General features: G+C 64.6%; 15 protein-coding genes. 8 read left to right on the top strand and 7 right to left on the bottom strand.

The genetic code is table 11. The annotated features are described in order from the left end of the window. Positions 1 to 157: 157 nt before the first annotated feature. Together ACYCVF_RS06875 and ACYCVF_RS06870 are read right to left on the bottom strand one after the other, a co-directional pair. Complete coding sequence (locus ACYCVF_RS06875; RefSeq protein ID WP_459604509.1) at positions 158 to 769, bottom strand: LysE family translocator; 612 nt, start codon at positions 767 to 769, stop codon at positions 158 to 160. Positions 770 to 825: 56 nt separating this feature from the next. Continuing rightward, the gene (locus ACYCVF_RS06870) at positions 826 to 1200 is read right to left on the bottom strand and encodes a response regulator (RefSeq protein ID WP_459604508.1); all 375 of its coding nucleotides are present in this window, start codon (positions 1198 to 1200) and stop codon (positions 826 to 828) included. A gap of 121 nt (positions 1201 to 1321) precedes the next feature. Here ACYCVF_RS06870 and ACYCVF_RS06865 point away from each other — a divergent pair, with 121 nt between their 5' ends. Next, the gene (locus ACYCVF_RS06865; RefSeq protein ID WP_459604507.1) at positions 1322 to 2158 is read left to right on the top strand and encodes an SDR family NAD(P)-dependent oxidoreductase; all 837 of its coding nucleotides are present in this window, start codon (positions 1322 to 1324) and stop codon (positions 2156 to 2158) included. A gap of 137 nt (positions 2159 to 2295) precedes the next feature. Here ACYCVF_RS06865 and ACYCVF_RS06860 read toward each other — a convergent pair whose 3' ends face one another. Then, on the bottom strand, positions 2296 to 3102 hold the full coding sequence (locus ACYCVF_RS06860) for a lytic murein transglycosylase (protein ID WP_459599732.1): 807 nt from the start codon (positions 3100 to 3102) through the stop codon (positions 2296 to 2298). 146 nt (positions 3103 to 3248) lie between these two features. On the opposite strand from ACYCVF_RS06860, the gene ACYCVF_RS06855 reads away from it, so the two are divergent. From ACYCVF_RS06855 to ACYCVF_RS06845, 3 genes are all read left to right on the top strand, one after another. Continuing rightward, a complete protein-coding gene (locus tag ACYCVF_RS06855; protein ID WP_459599734.1) occupies positions 3249 to 3773 on the top strand; it encodes a hypothetical protein in 525 nt (174 codons plus the stop codon). Positions 3774 to 4006: 233 nt separating this feature from the next. Further along, the gene (locus ACYCVF_RS06850; RefSeq protein ID WP_459600840.1) at positions 4007 to 4351 is read left to right on the top strand and encodes a hypothetical protein; all 345 of its coding nucleotides are present in this window, start codon (positions 4007 to 4009) and stop codon (positions 4349 to 4351) included. Positions 4352 to 4877: 526 nt separating this feature from the next. Beyond that, complete coding sequence (locus ACYCVF_RS06845; RefSeq protein ID WP_028178714.1) at positions 4878 to 5114, top strand: hypothetical protein; 237 nt, start codon at positions 4878 to 4880, stop codon at positions 5112 to 5114. Positions 5115 to 5264: 150 nt separating this feature from the next. Here the strand turns inward: ACYCVF_RS06845 and rpoD are convergent, their stop codons facing one another. Next, complete coding sequence (gene rpoD / locus ACYCVF_RS06840; RefSeq protein ID WP_459599736.1) at positions 5265 to 7400, bottom strand: RNA polymerase sigma factor RpoD; 2136 nt, start codon at positions 7398 to 7400, stop codon at positions 5265 to 5267. Positions 7401 to 7775: 375 nt separating this feature from the next. After that, positions 7776 to 9782: a DNA primase gene (gene dnaG / locus ACYCVF_RS06835; protein ID WP_459606504.1), complete on the bottom strand. Its 2007-nt coding sequence runs from the start codon at positions 9780 to 9782 to the stop codon at positions 7776 to 7778. A gap of 202 nt (positions 9783 to 9984) precedes the next feature. Between dnaG and ACYCVF_RS06830 the strand changes: the two genes are divergently transcribed. Further along, complete coding sequence (locus ACYCVF_RS06830; protein ID WP_459599740.1) at positions 9985 to 10548, top strand: chlorite dismutase family protein; 564 nt, start codon at positions 9985 to 9987, stop codon at positions 10546 to 10548. A gap of 58 nt (positions 10549 to 10606) precedes the next feature. Here the strand turns inward: ACYCVF_RS06830 and ACYCVF_RS06825 are convergent, their stop codons facing one another. After that, positions 10607 to 11005 carry a gamma-glutamylcyclotransferase family protein gene (locus ACYCVF_RS06825; RefSeq protein ID WP_459599742.1) on the bottom strand — a complete coding sequence of 133 codons (399 nt, stop codon included), beginning with the start codon at positions 11003 to 11005 and terminating at the stop codon, positions 10607 to 10609. Positions 11006 to 11081: 76 nt separating this feature from the next. Here ACYCVF_RS06825 and ACYCVF_RS06820 point away from each other — a divergent pair, with 76 nt between their 5' ends. Then, positions 11082 to 11885, top strand: a complete 804-nt coding sequence (locus ACYCVF_RS06820; RefSeq protein WP_459599744.1) for an N-formylglutamate amidohydrolase — start codon at positions 11082 to 11084, stop codon at positions 11883 to 11885. Positions 11886 to 11888: 3 nt separating this feature from the next. Here ACYCVF_RS06820 and ACYCVF_RS06815 read toward each other — a convergent pair whose 3' ends face one another. Beyond that, complete coding sequence (locus tag ACYCVF_RS06815; RefSeq protein WP_082770602.1) at positions 11889 to 12509, bottom strand: LysE family translocator; 621 nt, start codon at positions 12507 to 12509, stop codon at positions 11889 to 11891. A gap of 131 nt (positions 12510 to 12640) precedes the next feature. Here ACYCVF_RS06815 and ACYCVF_RS06810 point away from each other — a divergent pair, with 131 nt between their 5' ends. Further along, positions 12641 to 12955, top strand: coding sequence for an ArsR/SmtB family transcription factor (locus ACYCVF_RS06810; RefSeq protein ID WP_459599746.1), 315 nt, complete (start codon positions 12641 to 12643; stop codon positions 12953 to 12955). Positions 12956 to 12983: 28 nt separating this feature from the next. Continuing rightward, the gene (locus ACYCVF_RS06805) at positions 12984 to 13496 is read left to right on the top strand and encodes an SRPBCC family protein (RefSeq protein ID WP_459599748.1); all 513 of its coding nucleotides are present in this window, start codon (positions 12984 to 12986) and stop codon (positions 13494 to 13496) included. Positions 13497 to 13499 lie beyond the last annotated feature (3 nt).

Raw genomic sequence — 13499 nt, 5'->3', positions numbered from 1 at the left:
TCCGCCCGGGCGTCGGAGAAGAATCGAGCAAGGTCGAGGTGGCGGGCGCAAGGCCCGCTTTTTTATTGGGTGAGTGTTCGAGGCGTACGCGCTCCGACAGCCTCGTGGCCGGGTTTGTCGCGGGCGTCACGGCCTTTTCGCGCGCCGAAAGAAGAACCTACCGCTCCGCCAATGCGAGCTTGGCGCCGAGCGCGGCAAATCCCGCGGCGAAGCTCCGCCGCAGCCAGGCCATGACGTGCGGGCGGGAGATGACGCGCTCGCGCACCGAGGCGGCGCAGAGGCCGTAGAGGACGAACACCGCAAAGGTCATGGCCATGAAGGCGCCGCTCAATTCAAGCATGCGCGCCAGCACATGGGCCTCGTCCGCTGCGATGAACTGCGGCAGGAAGGCGAGGAAGAAGATCGACAGCTTTGGATTGAGGATGTTGATCAAAAAGCCGGTGACGATGACACGGCCGCTCGACCGCTCATTGATCGCCCCGCCAACCGCGAGCGTCCCCGTCTCGCGCAGCGCCTGCCAGGACATGTAGAGCAGATAGGCGACCCCGCACCATTTCAGCACGGCGAAGGCGAGCGCGCTGGTGTGGAGCACGGCGGCAAGGCCGAGCATCGCCGCCACCATGTGCGGCACGATGCCGAGCGTGCAGCCGAAGGCGGCCGCTATGCTGGCCCGCGAGCCGCGGGTCAGCGCCGCGGCAAGCGTGTAAAGCACGCCGGTTCCCGGCGATGCGACGACGATGAGCGAGGTGAGCAGGAAGGACAGGGTCATGGGCGGACCCTATCATCGCGGCTCGCGTCGAGAAAGCCTGCCCCGGCGGACAGCAATCAGGACAGCTGGGCGAGCTCGGCCTCGCGCAGCACGTCGAGGGGCGCCCAGGGCTTGGCCCAGAACTTCGCGCCGTCGGGCAAGGGCTGCTTCAGGGGGCGGCCGGAGGTGACGACGACGTCGAGCTTCGGATTGCGGTCCTTGGCAACGTGCGCGAGCTCGACGCCGTTCATGCGGCCGGCAAGCTGGACGTCGGTCAGCATCAGACAGAGTACGCCGGCGCTCTTGTCGAGGACGCGCTCGGCTGCCTCCGCGCTTTCGCACTGGATGACCTGGTAGCCGCTTTCTTCCAGGAGAACGCAGAGCATCTCCCGTTGCATGACGTCGTCTTCAACGATCAGCGCTGTCGCGCGAAATGGCCTTGCTTGTCCCATCGGCGGCTCCAACTGCATGCCCGCATAACGAATGTTAAAAGCCGAAGCCGGCAACGGTTCGGTTTCATTTCAAAAAAAAGTAACTCATAGTTCCACGAATGAGGACTTGACGGGGGAATCCATGACGACGATTCGCGGCGCCGCCGCCATCACGGGAGCTGCAAGCGGCATCGGCCGGGCGCTGGCCATCGAACTGGCGCAGCGTGGCTGCGATCTCGCCCTGGCCGATCGCGACGAGGCCGGACTGAAGGCGCTCGCGGCCGAGATCGGAGGAGCGCGCAAAGTCAGCATGCATCACGTCGATGTCGGCGAGCCCGCCGACGTCGCGCAATTCGCGAGCGAGGCGGTCGCCGCGCATCCTGCCCTCGGCATCGTCGTCAACAATGCCGGCGTGGCGCTCATGGGCTCGTTCGAGGAGATCGACCAGGCGCAGATGGATTGGCTGTTCGACATCAATTTCTGGGGCGTGGTGCACGGCACGCGCGCTTTCCTGCCGCATCTGAAGACACTGGCAGAGGCGCACATCGTCAACCTCTCCTCGGTCTTCGGCATCATCGCGCCGCCGGGACAATCGGCCTATGCGGCGGCGAAGTTCGCGGTGCGCGGCTTTTCCGAGAGCGTGCGGCACGAGCTGGCGGCGGCGGGAAGCCCGGTGAAACTGTCAGTGGTCCATCCCGGCGGCATCGCCACCGCGATCGCCCGCAACGCGCGCACCGGGGTCGGCGTCACCGATAATGCCCGTCGCGCGCAGTCGATCGAGCGGTTCGAGAACGCGGCGAAGACCACGCCGAAGGACGCGGCGCTGCGCATCATCAGGGGCATCGAGAAGAACGAGCCGCGCATCCTGATCGGCAACGACGCCCGCTTCATGGACCTGTTGCAGCGGTTCCGCCCGGGAACGTATTGGGCGCCGCTGCAAAGGAAGCTGGAGAAGATGGCGAAGGGGACGGGGAAATAAGGTGAGTGGAACGACAGTGCCTCTACACCGTCATTGCGAGGAGCGTAGCGACGACGCAATCCAGAGTGCCTCAACGGAAAGATCCTGGATTGCTTCGCTGCGCTCGCAATGACGGTCGGGGCTAGATATGGAAACCCTCACTCCCCCGCCAGCCGATCGGCGAAATACCCGATCGTCTTGCGGTAGATCACCGCCCTGTTCCACTCCCGCATCGCCTCGAAATTCGGCGTGCCTTCGCCGTAGGGCTGGCCCATCTTGAAGCCGCTGGTGTGCAAGAGGTTCGCGGTCGAGGCGAGCACGTCGGGGATGCTGCGGCGGAGGTCGACATGGCCGTCGCCGTCGAAATCGACGCCGTATTTGATGTAGGACGACGGCAGGAACTGGGTCTGCCCGATCTCGCCGGCAAAGGCGCCGATGAGGTCGCGCAGCTGCAGGTCGCCGCGCTGCACGATCTTGAGCGCCGCGAGCAGCTCGCCCTGGAACAGGTCGGTGCGGCGGCAATCATGCGCGAGCGTCGCCAGCGTGCGGATCACCGGCATCTTGCCGGTATCGCCCTTGCCGAAATCGCTCTCCAGCCCCCAGATCGCGACCAGGATATGGCGGGGCACCCCGAATTGCTGCTCGATCCGCGAAAGCAGCGCGGCGTGACGCTGGAGCATCGCGCGCCCGCCATTGATGCGGCCGGGGCCGACACGGGTGGAGACGTACTGCTCGAAGCTCTTCTTGAAGGTGTAGCGCTGGCGCCGGTCGAAGGCGAGCACAGCAGCGTCCTGGGTCACGCCGCTGAGCGCCGCATTGGTCACGCTCGCCGAGACGCCGGCGGCCTGCGCTTCCTGCGCCATGCTGGCCACAAAGCTATCGAAATCGCCGCCGCAGCGTGCGGCCTGCGCCGTCCCGCCGGCCAGACTAAGGACGAGCGCGGCGGCGAGAAGCAGTCTCAGCATGTGGAGCAATCCTCCAGAAACATCCTTGCGCGAAGCAGCATGCGATCATGCCCGGGAACGGTCCGAGCGTCAAAGCGGCAAGCTTGATCCGCATCAAACTGTCTCACGCCGTGCTTTCTAGATTGAGGCCAACAGGAGAACCGCACATGACCGGAATAACCTTGACGGCCGAGCAGATCCGCAATGCCCCCGCCCCGGTGCGGCAATGGATCGAGCAGGAGGTGATCGCCACACTCGGGCTTGCACCGCGGACGCCGGTGGCTGCGCCGGGGCAGGCCGCCCATCTCGTCGCCTGCAGCGTGGAAGACATGGCCGGCGTGCTCGAGCACATCCGCGGCGTGCTTCCTGCGGTGAATGTGTTGTTCGAGCTCGGCCGCCCCGGCATCAGCTTCGGCCGCCCCGCGGTGATGACGTTCCGCCTCATGGACATCCTGCACCACACGCGCCTGCAGGACGTCGGTCAGGTGATGACGTGCCTCGAGATGATCAACACGGCGCTGACCGAAGTGAAGAAGGACCCGTCGGTGCGGTTCTGCGGCTTCGACAATGAGGGCCACTGCCTGATCGCGCCGCAGACGCAAGAGAGCATCGCAACACTGTGGCAGACGTTGATGGAACGCCAGCAGGCACAGGAAAGCGCCGCCGACGGCCGGGTGGCGCCGGCGGCGTGAGGCGGATGGCATCGCCAGGACCACTGCTCGTCATTCCGGGGCGCCGTAGCGCGAGCCCGGAATCCCTCAGGCGGCAGAGACGGTGGATAGATGGATTCTCGGGTGCGCAATTGCGCACCGTAGCTCGCGACTTCGTCGCGCTCCGGAATGACGAGGGAGAGTGTTGGCGCTAGAATACCGATGCCTGAGCAACCGTCAGTCACTGTATCAAAGCCAGCATGAAGCAATCAGCGATGCCCAACCACCAGCAGCCTGATCGACCAACGCGGTCCCTCCTCCGCATCCCGCTGTTCCGTCTGCTCGCCATCAATCTCGCGATCGGCGCCTGTGCCGCCGCGCTGCTGGTCGGAGGCCTGCTCTGGCTCAATCCTGGACATCTGCGCGAGCTGGTCTTCGCCGACCGCGCACCCGGCGTTGCACTCCTCCTGCTGCTCGCCTCCTTCCTCATCACCTTTGGTTCGGCAGCGATGGGCAGCGCGATCATGGCGCAAGGGCGCAAGGAGGACAGCGGCAACGACGGCGGACACCGGTCGCGTCTCGCCGTCCAGAAAGCGGCGCAGCGCGCGCGCACGCATTGAGAAGCGCGTCGCGGCGATGGAACTCGCTTGCGTAGCGCGGGTCACATCATCTGCACGCGGGCTGGAAGACGTGCAGGCTGACGCGCTTTCCTGCAGAGCGGCTCGCTCTCGCTGCATTGCAAGCGCAAGAAAGATGAACGAAGTAATTTGACAGCCGAAACGATTGCATCTTGCTGCATCACACGTCGCGACCGACGCATATCAGATGCGCTCGCTGCGACATCGACGCCATCACGATTTACCTTGCCATCGCTGGGCGCCTTCTGTAGCATTCTATTTAAGGTTGTCGTCCTGCCAGCCCCGGGCGACACTGGAGAGATAAACGGCGGGCTTCGGCCCGCCGTTTATTGAGACGAGGGTCTGCTCCAACGGCCAACGGCCCCAGCGGAGCTGCAACAGGCCTCAGCCCCCTGGCACCGGGTTTCCTCACTCAGCCTCGTCAAGCCCTGCCGCCTTCGATCACGGCAGAGGCAGATCTGCGCCAAACTCATTTGACTGCGGCGCCGTGATCGAGGACAAGCCGCCCATGGCCAAGAAACCCGGAACCAACCCCAAAGGCGAATTCGCCTTCTTCAACGTCGTCTATGAAGACGATTCCCAACGCTCCAATCGCCGCGTGCCCGCCGAGTTGCTCGGTGGACTCGACGGCGACGAACCCGCCCGCGGCTTCATCATGGAGCAGGACCGCGAGATCGCCGAAAAGAGCGGCCGCCCGCCGCTGGAGATCAAGCGGCTCGAGCGGGTGGGGGTGAAGAAGAAGTAGGCATTCAGCTTCTTCAGTCATTGCGAGCGCAGCGAAGCAATCCAGAAATCCCTCTGCGGAAAGACTCTGGATTGCTTCGCTTCGCTCGCAATGACGAACAAAAAACGGCGGGCCAATACCCGCCGTTTTGCTTTGGATCGCTGTCTACGATCAGTTATCGAGGAAGCTCCGCAGCTTCCGGCTCCGCGACGGATGCTTCAGCTTCCGCAGCGCCTTCGCCTCGATCTGGCGGATACGCTCGCGCGTCACGCTGAACTGCTGGCCGACTTCTTCCAGCGTGTGGTCGGTGTTCATGCCGATGCCGAAGCGCATGCGCAGGACGCGTTCTTCGCGCGGGGTGAGCGAGGCCAGCACGCGCGTGGTGGTCTCGCGCAGGTTGGACTGGATCGCGGCGTCGATCGGGAGGATCGCGTTCTTGTCCTCGATGAAATCGCCGAGGTGTGAATCCTCTTCGTCACCGACGGGCGTCTCCAGCGACAGCGGCTCCTTGGCGATCTTGAGGACCTTGCGGACCTTCTCCAGGGGCATGCCGAGCTTCTCGGCGAGCTCTTCCGGGGTCGGCTCGCGGCCGATCTCGTTGAGCATCTGGCGGGACGTGCGCACGATCTTGTTGATCGTCTCGATCATGTGCACGGGGATGCGGATGGTGCGGGCCTGGTCGGCGATCGAGCGCGTGATCGCCTGCCGGATCCACCACGTGGCGTAGGTCGAGAACTTGTAGCCGCGGCGATACTCGAACTTGTCGACCGCCTTCATCAGGCCGATGTTGCCTTCCTGGATCAGGTCGAGGAACTGCAGGCCACGGTTGGTGTACTTCTTGGCGATCGAGATCACGAGCCGGAGGTTGGCTTCCACCATCTCCTTCTTGGCCTGACGGGCCTCGCGCTCGCCCTTCTGCACGGAGTGCACGATCTTGCGGAACTCGACGATCTCGAGGCCAGTGAGGGCGGCGAGCTGATGCACCTCGTGACGAAGATCCTTGATGCGATCCTTCTCGTGATGGACGAAGTTCTTCCAGCCCTTGGCCGAGAGTTTCGAGACGCGGTTGAGCCAGCGCGGATCGAGCTCCGAGCCGGTGTAATTGCGCAGAAAGTCCTCGCGCGCGACGCCGTGACTGTCCGCGAGGCGCATCAGGCGGCCCTCGTGCGAGACGAGGCGCTTGTTGATGTCGTAGAGCTGCTCGACCAGGCTGTCGATGCGGGCCTGGTTGAGGCGCAGCGATTTCACCTCGACGATGATCTCGTCCTTCAGCTTCTTGTACTTGCGCTCCTGGTGCGGCGAGAGCGACTCGTTCTGGAGCTGGTTCTGGATGTCCTGCTCCTGAAGCTTGCGCAGCTTCTTGTAGCTGTCGGCGATCTTGTCGAAGATCTCGACCACCTTCGGCTTGAGCTCGGCCTCGATCGCCGCGAGCGACATCTGGTTCTCGAACTCGTCGTCGTCCATGTCGGATTCGGCGGCAGCTTCGCCCGGATCCTTCTCCTCGACGGCCTCGGTGGCGCCGGCGGCAGGCGCGGCACGGAACGGGGTCGGCGCCGGGGGCGCGGCGGGCGGCGCCACATGCGCGGGCGCAGAGGCGGTGGGCTCGCCGCCCTCGGCCGGCGCTTCGCCGTTCTCGCCGTTGGGGCCGGCGATCATCGCATTGTTCATGCCGCCCTTGGCGTCGGGGCCGGCATAGGTCGCTTCGAGATCGATGATGTCGCGGAGGAAGATCTTGCCTTCGTTGAGCTCGTCGCGCCAGATGATGATGGCCTGGAACGTCAGCGGGCTTTCGCAGAGCCCTGCGATCATCGCCTCGCGGCCGGCCTCGATGCGCTTGGCGATCGCGATTTCGCCTTCGCGGGAGAGCAGCTCGACGGTGCCCATCTCGCGCAGATACATGCGCACGGGATCATCGGTGCGCTCGCCCGGCTCGCTCTTCTTGACCTCGGTGACGGCCTTCTGGGTGACTTCGACGAGCTCGTTGTCGGTCTCGTCGTCGGCCTCGTCTTTCTCTTCCTCACCTTCCGAATCGTCGGCCTCGGTGACGTTGATGCCCATGTCCGAGAGCATCGACATGATGTCCTCGATCTGTTCGGGCGAGGTCTGGTCGGATGGCAAGACTTCGTTGAGCTGATCGAAGGTCACGAAGCCGCGCTTCTTGGCCTGCTTGATCATCTTCTTAACGGCGGCGTCGGACAGGTCGAGCAAGGGCGAGGGCGCGTCCTGGGAGTCCTTCTCCGGCGCATCCGCTGCCTTGTCGTCCTTTTCCTTGTCCTTCGCCTGCAGCGTCTTTGCCTTGGTGGCCATCCATTGCTCCTAAACGCGCTTCATGCGAGACGCTCGCCGCGCCCGCGTGAATTCACTTGAACCTGTTGCTCGACGCTCTCGCTTCGGCAGCTCTCGACACGGAAAGGGCGGCGCACAAACCTCTCGCCACCCCCAACTTTCTCTCGCCGGAATTGCCTAACGCTTCGTCAGCCTCTTTGTCGCGGCGGATGCAGGTGTAGTGCCAACAGCAATTGCGCGGATTCATTCCTGACGCGTCTGTTATGCCTGCGACCGCTTCTGGGCCAAAGTGCTACAAGACCGTTAAGCCTCGATTAACCCTGTTTTTGCCGCCAAACCTTGGATTTGGCGAGTCTTTTAGCGGTTCCGGCCCCGGCCGTCCGCATGATTCTTTCATCACACGCTCTTCTGGAGCCGGCCCGACAGTTCGCCGAACCCCTCGATCAGGGCCTCGGTGCCGTCGACTTCCCCTATCCGAGCCTTCACGTCCCGCAGCCACGCCAAATTGGCCTCGCTGGGATCGTCCCCCAAGGCCAGCTCGGCGTCTTTCAGCTCTCTAAGTAGTGAATGCCATTGCCGATGCAAGGCAACCAGCTGATGCCACGTGGCAAGAACGTCGTCCCTTGCTGCGCCCTCGAGGGCGGCCCACACCGCCTGGGTCGTGATCACGTTCTCAACCCTTTGAAGAACCTGAGAAAATCCGCCCTTCTCGAGATCGCCGCGCATCTTTTCGGCCAGCTCGCCGGGGTCCGGCGAGTGGTGATGGTCGTTGGCGAAGGCAGCGATGATTCCGGCCCTGAGCTTATGGGCCTCGGGATGGGCCAGCTCCAGGGCGGCGACCTCCTCGAGGTGATCGTGCAGGAGCCAGGGGTGGTTGATCAGGCATTGGAGGATCAGGGCCTCCCGGCGGGAGATGCCGCTGCGCTGTCCCCGCATGATCGGGCTTGCCGCCAGCTGGGGGCTCGCCGCCTGGTAGGGGCCGGACGGCAGCGGGAGGGGACCGGACTGGCCGCGGCGGCCGCCGCCGAATCCTTGACCGCCGAATCGATTCGGCTGCCCCCCCGCCCTCGGCTGGAACGGCCGGCCGCCGCCGGAGCGGAAATTGCCCCGGCCGCCGAAGCCGCGTCCACCTTCGGGGGCGAAGGTGCGCTGAAGCCGCTCGACGAACTCGTCGCGATAATAGCGCCGCACCACCTCGTCACGGATGCCGTTGGTGAGCTCCTTGATGCGCGCCTCCAGCGCGGCCCGGCGTTCGGGGGTGGCGAAATTGCCGCCTTCGAGCTCGCGCGACCAGATCATGTCGGCGAGCGGACGGGCAGCTCCGATCACCTCCTCGATCGCGCCGCGCCCGCCCGAGCGGACGAGATCGTCGGGGTCCTGCCCCTCCGGCAGCAGCGCAAAGCGCAGGCTCTTGCCGGGGCTGAGGAACGGCAGCGCGAGATCGGCGGCACGGTAGGCCGCCTTCTGTCCGGCCCGGTCGCCGTCGAAGCAGAGGATCGGCTCGTCCGCCATCTTCCAGAGCAGCGCGAGCTGGCTCTCGGTCAGCGCAGTGCCGAGCGGCGCGACCGCTCCGGCAAAGCCGGCAGTGACCATGGCAATGACGTCGACATAGCCTTCGACGACGACCAAGGCACTGCCGTCATGCGTGGCTTTGCGCGCGGTCTGATGGTTGTAGAGATTGTCGCCCTTGTGGAAGAGCGGCGTCTCCGGCGAATTCAGGTATTTTGCCGGAACGTCCTTCTCCAGCGCGCGTCCGCCGAAGGCGATGACGCGGCCGCGCAAATCCGTGATCGGAAACATCACCCGATCGCGGAAGCGGTCGTACGGCACGGGGATGTCGTCGCCGCCGATCAAAAGGCCGGTCTCGACCATGTCGTCGACCGAGACGCCGAGCTTGCCGAGATGCTCCTTCAGCGCGAAGCGGTCGGGCGGGGCATAGCCGAGGCGGAACTGCAATTGCGTCGCCGGTGAGATGGCGCGATCGGCAAGGTAGCCGCGCGCTTTCGCACCAACACGCGAGGCCAGCGTCTCCGCGAAGAATTTTGCGGCGAGGTCCATGACGTCGTGCAGCGACTTGCGCCGCTGTTCGTGCCGCGCCGCATCCGGTGTCACCGCCGGCAGCGGCAGGCCCGCCATGTTGGCGAGCCGTTCCACGGCCTCCGCGAACGGCAGGCCGTCGGTCTCCATCACGAAGGTGATGATGTCGCCGTGCTTGCCGGAGGAGAAGTCGTGGTAAAAGCCTTTCTGGTCGTTGACGTAGAAGGACGGCGTCTTCTCCTGCTGGAACGGCGACAGACCCTTCCACTCCCGCCCGGCCTTCTTCAGCTTGACGCGCTTGCCCACGACTTCGGAGACCGAAAGCCGGGCACGAAGCTCGTCGAGGAATTGGGGCGTGAAGCGCATGATATGTGTGTAGCGCGTAACCGTCTGAGTCGGGCGAAGGATCAGGGATATAGGTATGGCCTGCCCAAAAGTCAGGTTTGTCCGGCTTATCCGGGTTATTCGACCTATGCACAGGGGCCCTGGCCCGTCATTCGGGCGCGCCCCGTCACCCGGAATGACAAGAACTCTTGAACCGCGCCCGGTTCCACGCTTCCATGGCGTCATGTTCAGGATCTTTCGAGGCGGCCAGAGCGGGGGCTGGCGCGTGACCTCGATTTCATCAGTGACGGGCGAGCCCCTGCCCTTCGTGCCGGCGCTGTCGGTGACCGACAGCGAGGCCGTCTCGTTGCCGCTGGTGCCCTCGCGCACAGCCTGGCGGCTGGTCGGCGTCGCCAGCAGCCTGCGCTACACCGAGCGGCCCGAGAAGCAGCAGCTCCTCGCCGTGCAGGCCGGCCTCGGCCGCATCGAGGCGACCAGCGCAGCGCTGATCCCGATCCGCAAGTCGCAAGCCTGGTGGGAGCTCACGCAGGAAGAGCGCCGCAGGATTTTCGAGGACAAGTCGCACCACATCGCGAGCAGCCTGCGTTTCCTGCCGGCGATTGCGCGCCAACTCTATCACTGCCGCGATCTCGGCGGTCCGTTCGACTTCCTGACCTGGTTCGAATTCGCTCCCGCGCACGCTTCGCTGTTCGAGGAGCTGGTGGCGATACTCAGGCAGACCGAAGAGTGGACCTATGTCGAGCGCGAGGTCGATGTGCGCGTGGTGAAGGAAGTGCTGTCGGCCTAGAGCATGATCCGGACCGGAAGGGCCGCGTGAGCGCAAAAGATCACGCTCGACGAGCATTCTAATGATCGAGGAAGCGGCCGGACTCGATGTACGGCAGATCGCTGACGGGCCAGTTGTAGACGTAGGTCCAGGCCCGCGTGGCGGCGCCGCCGGGCAACGTGACGTCGATCATCTGCCGCAGATATTCGGTCGGCTCCGGAAAGCCGTCGCCGCAGGCCTCGTACATGTCGAGTTCGCGCAAGAGCTCGTCGGGCACGCGCAGCCGAAAGAGCTCGCCATGCACGATGTCCGCCGCCACGTCGGAGAGCAGCAATCCCGGATAGTGCTTCACCAGAACGAGCCGGCCGCGGCAGGTCGCTTCGCCCAGAAATTCCGCATGGCCCGCGAGCAGCCGCGCCATCGGATGATCGAAACCGCGCATCAGGGTGCCGTAAACGAAGAGTCGATCGGAGCTCATGGTCTTCCAACGTTGCGACGACGGCGCAATACCGCTACTCCGTTTACACAGGATATCGTTCCATAGGCAAACGAGGATGGCTTTGGACCCAGCCGAGGCGACCGATCAACTGCTCGGCGAGGGCGACATTCCGCCCGTGCATGAGGTGAATGTGGGCGGTCAATCGCCGTTCCTGCTCACCGCGGATCATTACGGGCGGGTGCTGCCGCGCGCGCTCGGCGATCTCGGCGTCGCGGAACGCGAGCTCGTCAGGCACATCGCCTGGGACATCGGCATCGCCGGCGTCGCCGAGCGGCTCGCCAGGATGCTCGACGCGCATCTGATCGCACAGCGCTATTCGCGCCTCGTCATCGACTGCAACCGTCCGCCGGGCGCCGCGAGCTCGATTCCCGTGATCTCCGAGGCAACTGCAATTCCGCGCAACGAAGGCATTTCGGAGCAGGAGCGGAAGGCGCGTGCGCGCGAGATCTTCGAGCCCTATCATCGCCGCATCGACGACGCGATCGATCGCCGTTTGCACGTCGAGCGGCCGACCGTGCTGGTCTCGCTGCACAGCTTCACGCCGGTCTATGCCGGCATCGCGCGGCCATGGCACATCGGCGCGCTCTACAATCGGGACAGCGTGCTGCCGCAATTGCTGCTGAAACATCTGCGCGCCGAAGGCGACCTCGTCGTCGGCGACAACGAGCCCTATGCGGTGAACGACCTTACCGACTACACCATTCCGGTGCACGGCGAGGCGCGCGGCCTCATCAACACCGGCATCGAGATCCGCCAGGATCTCATCGCGGACCAGTCCGGCCAGCAGCAATGGGCCGAACGGCTGGCGCGGATCTTTGCCGAGATCGAGGTGGAGCTGAAGGCGCAGCTGCTGGTGTAGGCCTTACTTCGCCCTGGTCAGCGCCAGCCAGATGCCGCCGCCGATCATGAAGCCGCCGGAGATGCGCGACATCATGCGGGTGCGGCGGGCCGAGAAGAATTTGCGGGCGCGCCCGGCGGCGATGGCGTAGAGCGCATCCGTCATCACGGCGGTGACCATGAAGGTGGCGCCCAGCAGCGCGACTTGCGGGAAGTGCGGCTGGTTCATGTCCATGAACTGTGGGATGAACGCGCCGAAGAACACCAGCACTTTCGGATTCGACAGCAACACCAGGAACCCCTGCAGGAAGAAGCCGCCGCGCGGCGGCGGTGGCGGTGCATCGAGATCGACACCCTCGACCGGCGCCCAGATCAGCTTGATGCCGAGCCAGACCAGATAGGCGGCGCCTGCGAAGCGCACCCAGTCGAACCAGTAGCCCATGGTTGCCATCAGCGAGGTCAGGCCGACCGCCACGATGCCGATGACGATGGCAAGCCCCGCTTGCGCGCCGGCAACGTTGATGAGCGCCGCGCGCGTGCCGTGGCGCAGGCCGTTGGCGATGACGAGCGTGACGATCGGCCCCGGCAGCAGCGCCAGCGCAATGCAGGCGGCGACGAAGGCGAAATAGGCTTGCATGGACATCATGGGAGGACTCACCTGCGATTTGAGCGCATTAATGCATGGCGGAGGCGAGAACGGAAGCCGGCGCCGCATTTGTTGTTCCAGCAAGAGCGGGCGCTTGACACGCAACCTTTTAGTTGCCTATTGTCGCTGCCATGGATGAGGTCTTCAAAGCGCTGGCCGACGCGTCGCGACGGTCGCTGCTCGACAGGCTTCACGCCAGGAACGGCCAAACGCTGAATGAGCTCTGCGCAGGGCTCGACATGACGCGTCAGGCCGTGACCAAGCACCTTCTGATTCTCGAGGAAGCCAATCTGGTCACCACCATCAGGCATGGCCGCGAGAAGTTGCATTACCTCAACCCGGTGCCCATCCATCAGATCGGCGAACGCTGGATCAGGAAATTCGAGCGCAGCAAGCTCGCCGCACTCAGCGAGCTGAAGCGTCAGTTAGAGAAGGGCGACGAGTGAGACCGCTCAACGAAGGATTTGATGCACGATGAACCTCGACCAATTCAAGCCTCTCACCGTCTACACCATCTACATCGTCTCTACGCCGGAGAAGGTATGGGAGGCGCTGACCTCGGCCGAGTTCAGCCGGCAGTATTTCTCCGGCTTCGCGGTGGAGATGGAGCCGAAGCTCGGCGGCACTTTCATCGTGCGCACACCTGACGGCTCCGAGCACATCTCCGGTGAGGTGTTCGAATACGATCCGCCCAGGAAGCTGACGGTGACGTGGAACGTGAACTGGCCCGGCCTCGTCGAAAAACTCGGCTCGACCGTTGTCACCTATGAGATCGAGCCGGCCGGCGAAACCGTCCGCCTGACCCTGAGCCAGCGCCATGATCGCCCGCTCAGCGACGACATCCTCTCCGGCGGCCGCACCGGCTGGCCCGCAATCCTGTCGGGGCTGAAGAGCCTGCTGGAGACCGGCAAGGCGCCGCAGATCACGATGTCGCCTCCCGTGAAGCTGCTGGAAGCGCTGAAGGCGATGGGGATCAAGATGCCGTAGGCA

Source organism: Bradyrhizobium cedriense, assembly GCF_054602315.1.
This window is presented reverse-complemented; position numbering and strand designations above follow the sequence as displayed.

Bases quoted from the DNA above. Each gene is read 5' to 3' on its own strand.
- ACYCVF_RS06875 (WP_459604509.1), bottom strand. From the start codon at position 769: ATGACCCTGTCCTTCCTGCTCACCTCGCTCATCGTCGTCGCATCGCCG.
- ACYCVF_RS06870 (WP_459604508.1), bottom strand. From the start codon at position 1,200: ATGGGACAAGCAAGGCCATTTCGCGCGACAGCGCTGATCGTTGAAGAC.
- ACYCVF_RS06865 (WP_459604507.1), top strand. From the start codon at position 1,322: ATGACGACGATTCGCGGCGCCGCCGCCATCACGGGAGCTGCAAGCGGC.
- ACYCVF_RS06860 (WP_459599732.1), bottom strand. From the start codon at position 3,102: ATGCTGAGACTGCTTCTCGCCGCCGCGCTCGTCCTTAGTCTGGCCGGC.
- ACYCVF_RS06855 (WP_459599734.1), top strand. From the start codon at position 3,249: ATGACCGGAATAACCTTGACGGCCGAGCAGATCCGCAATGCCCCCGCC.
- ACYCVF_RS06850 (WP_459600840.1), top strand. From the start codon at position 4,007: ATGCCCAACCACCAGCAGCCTGATCGACCAACGCGGTCCCTCCTCCGC.
- ACYCVF_RS06845 (WP_028178714.1), top strand. From the start codon at position 4,878: ATGGCCAAGAAACCCGGAACCAACCCCAAAGGCGAATTCGCCTTCTTC.
- rpoD (WP_459599736.1), bottom strand. From the start codon at position 7,400: ATGGCCACCAAGGCAAAGACGCTGCAGGCGAAGGACAAGGAAAAGGAC.
- dnaG (WP_459606504.1), bottom strand. From the start codon at position 9,782: ATGCGCTTCACGCCCCAATTCCTCGACGAGCTTCGTGCCCGGCTTTCG.
- ACYCVF_RS06830 (WP_459599740.1), top strand. From the start codon at position 9,985: ATGTTCAGGATCTTTCGAGGCGGCCAGAGCGGGGGCTGGCGCGTGACC.
- ACYCVF_RS06825 (WP_459599742.1), bottom strand. From the start codon at position 11,005: ATGAGCTCCGATCGACTCTTCGTTTACGGCACCCTGATGCGCGGTTTC.
- ACYCVF_RS06820 (WP_459599744.1), top strand. From the start codon at position 11,082: ATGGCTTTGGACCCAGCCGAGGCGACCGATCAACTGCTCGGCGAGGGC.
- ACYCVF_RS06815 (WP_082770602.1), bottom strand. From the start codon at position 12,509: ATGATGTCCATGCAAGCCTATTTCGCCTTCGTCGCCGCCTGCATTGCG.
- ACYCVF_RS06810 (WP_459599746.1), top strand. From the start codon at position 12,641: ATGGATGAGGTCTTCAAAGCGCTGGCCGACGCGTCGCGACGGTCGCTG.
- ACYCVF_RS06805 (WP_459599748.1), top strand. From the start codon at position 12,984: ATGAACCTCGACCAATTCAAGCCTCTCACCGTCTACACCATCTACATC.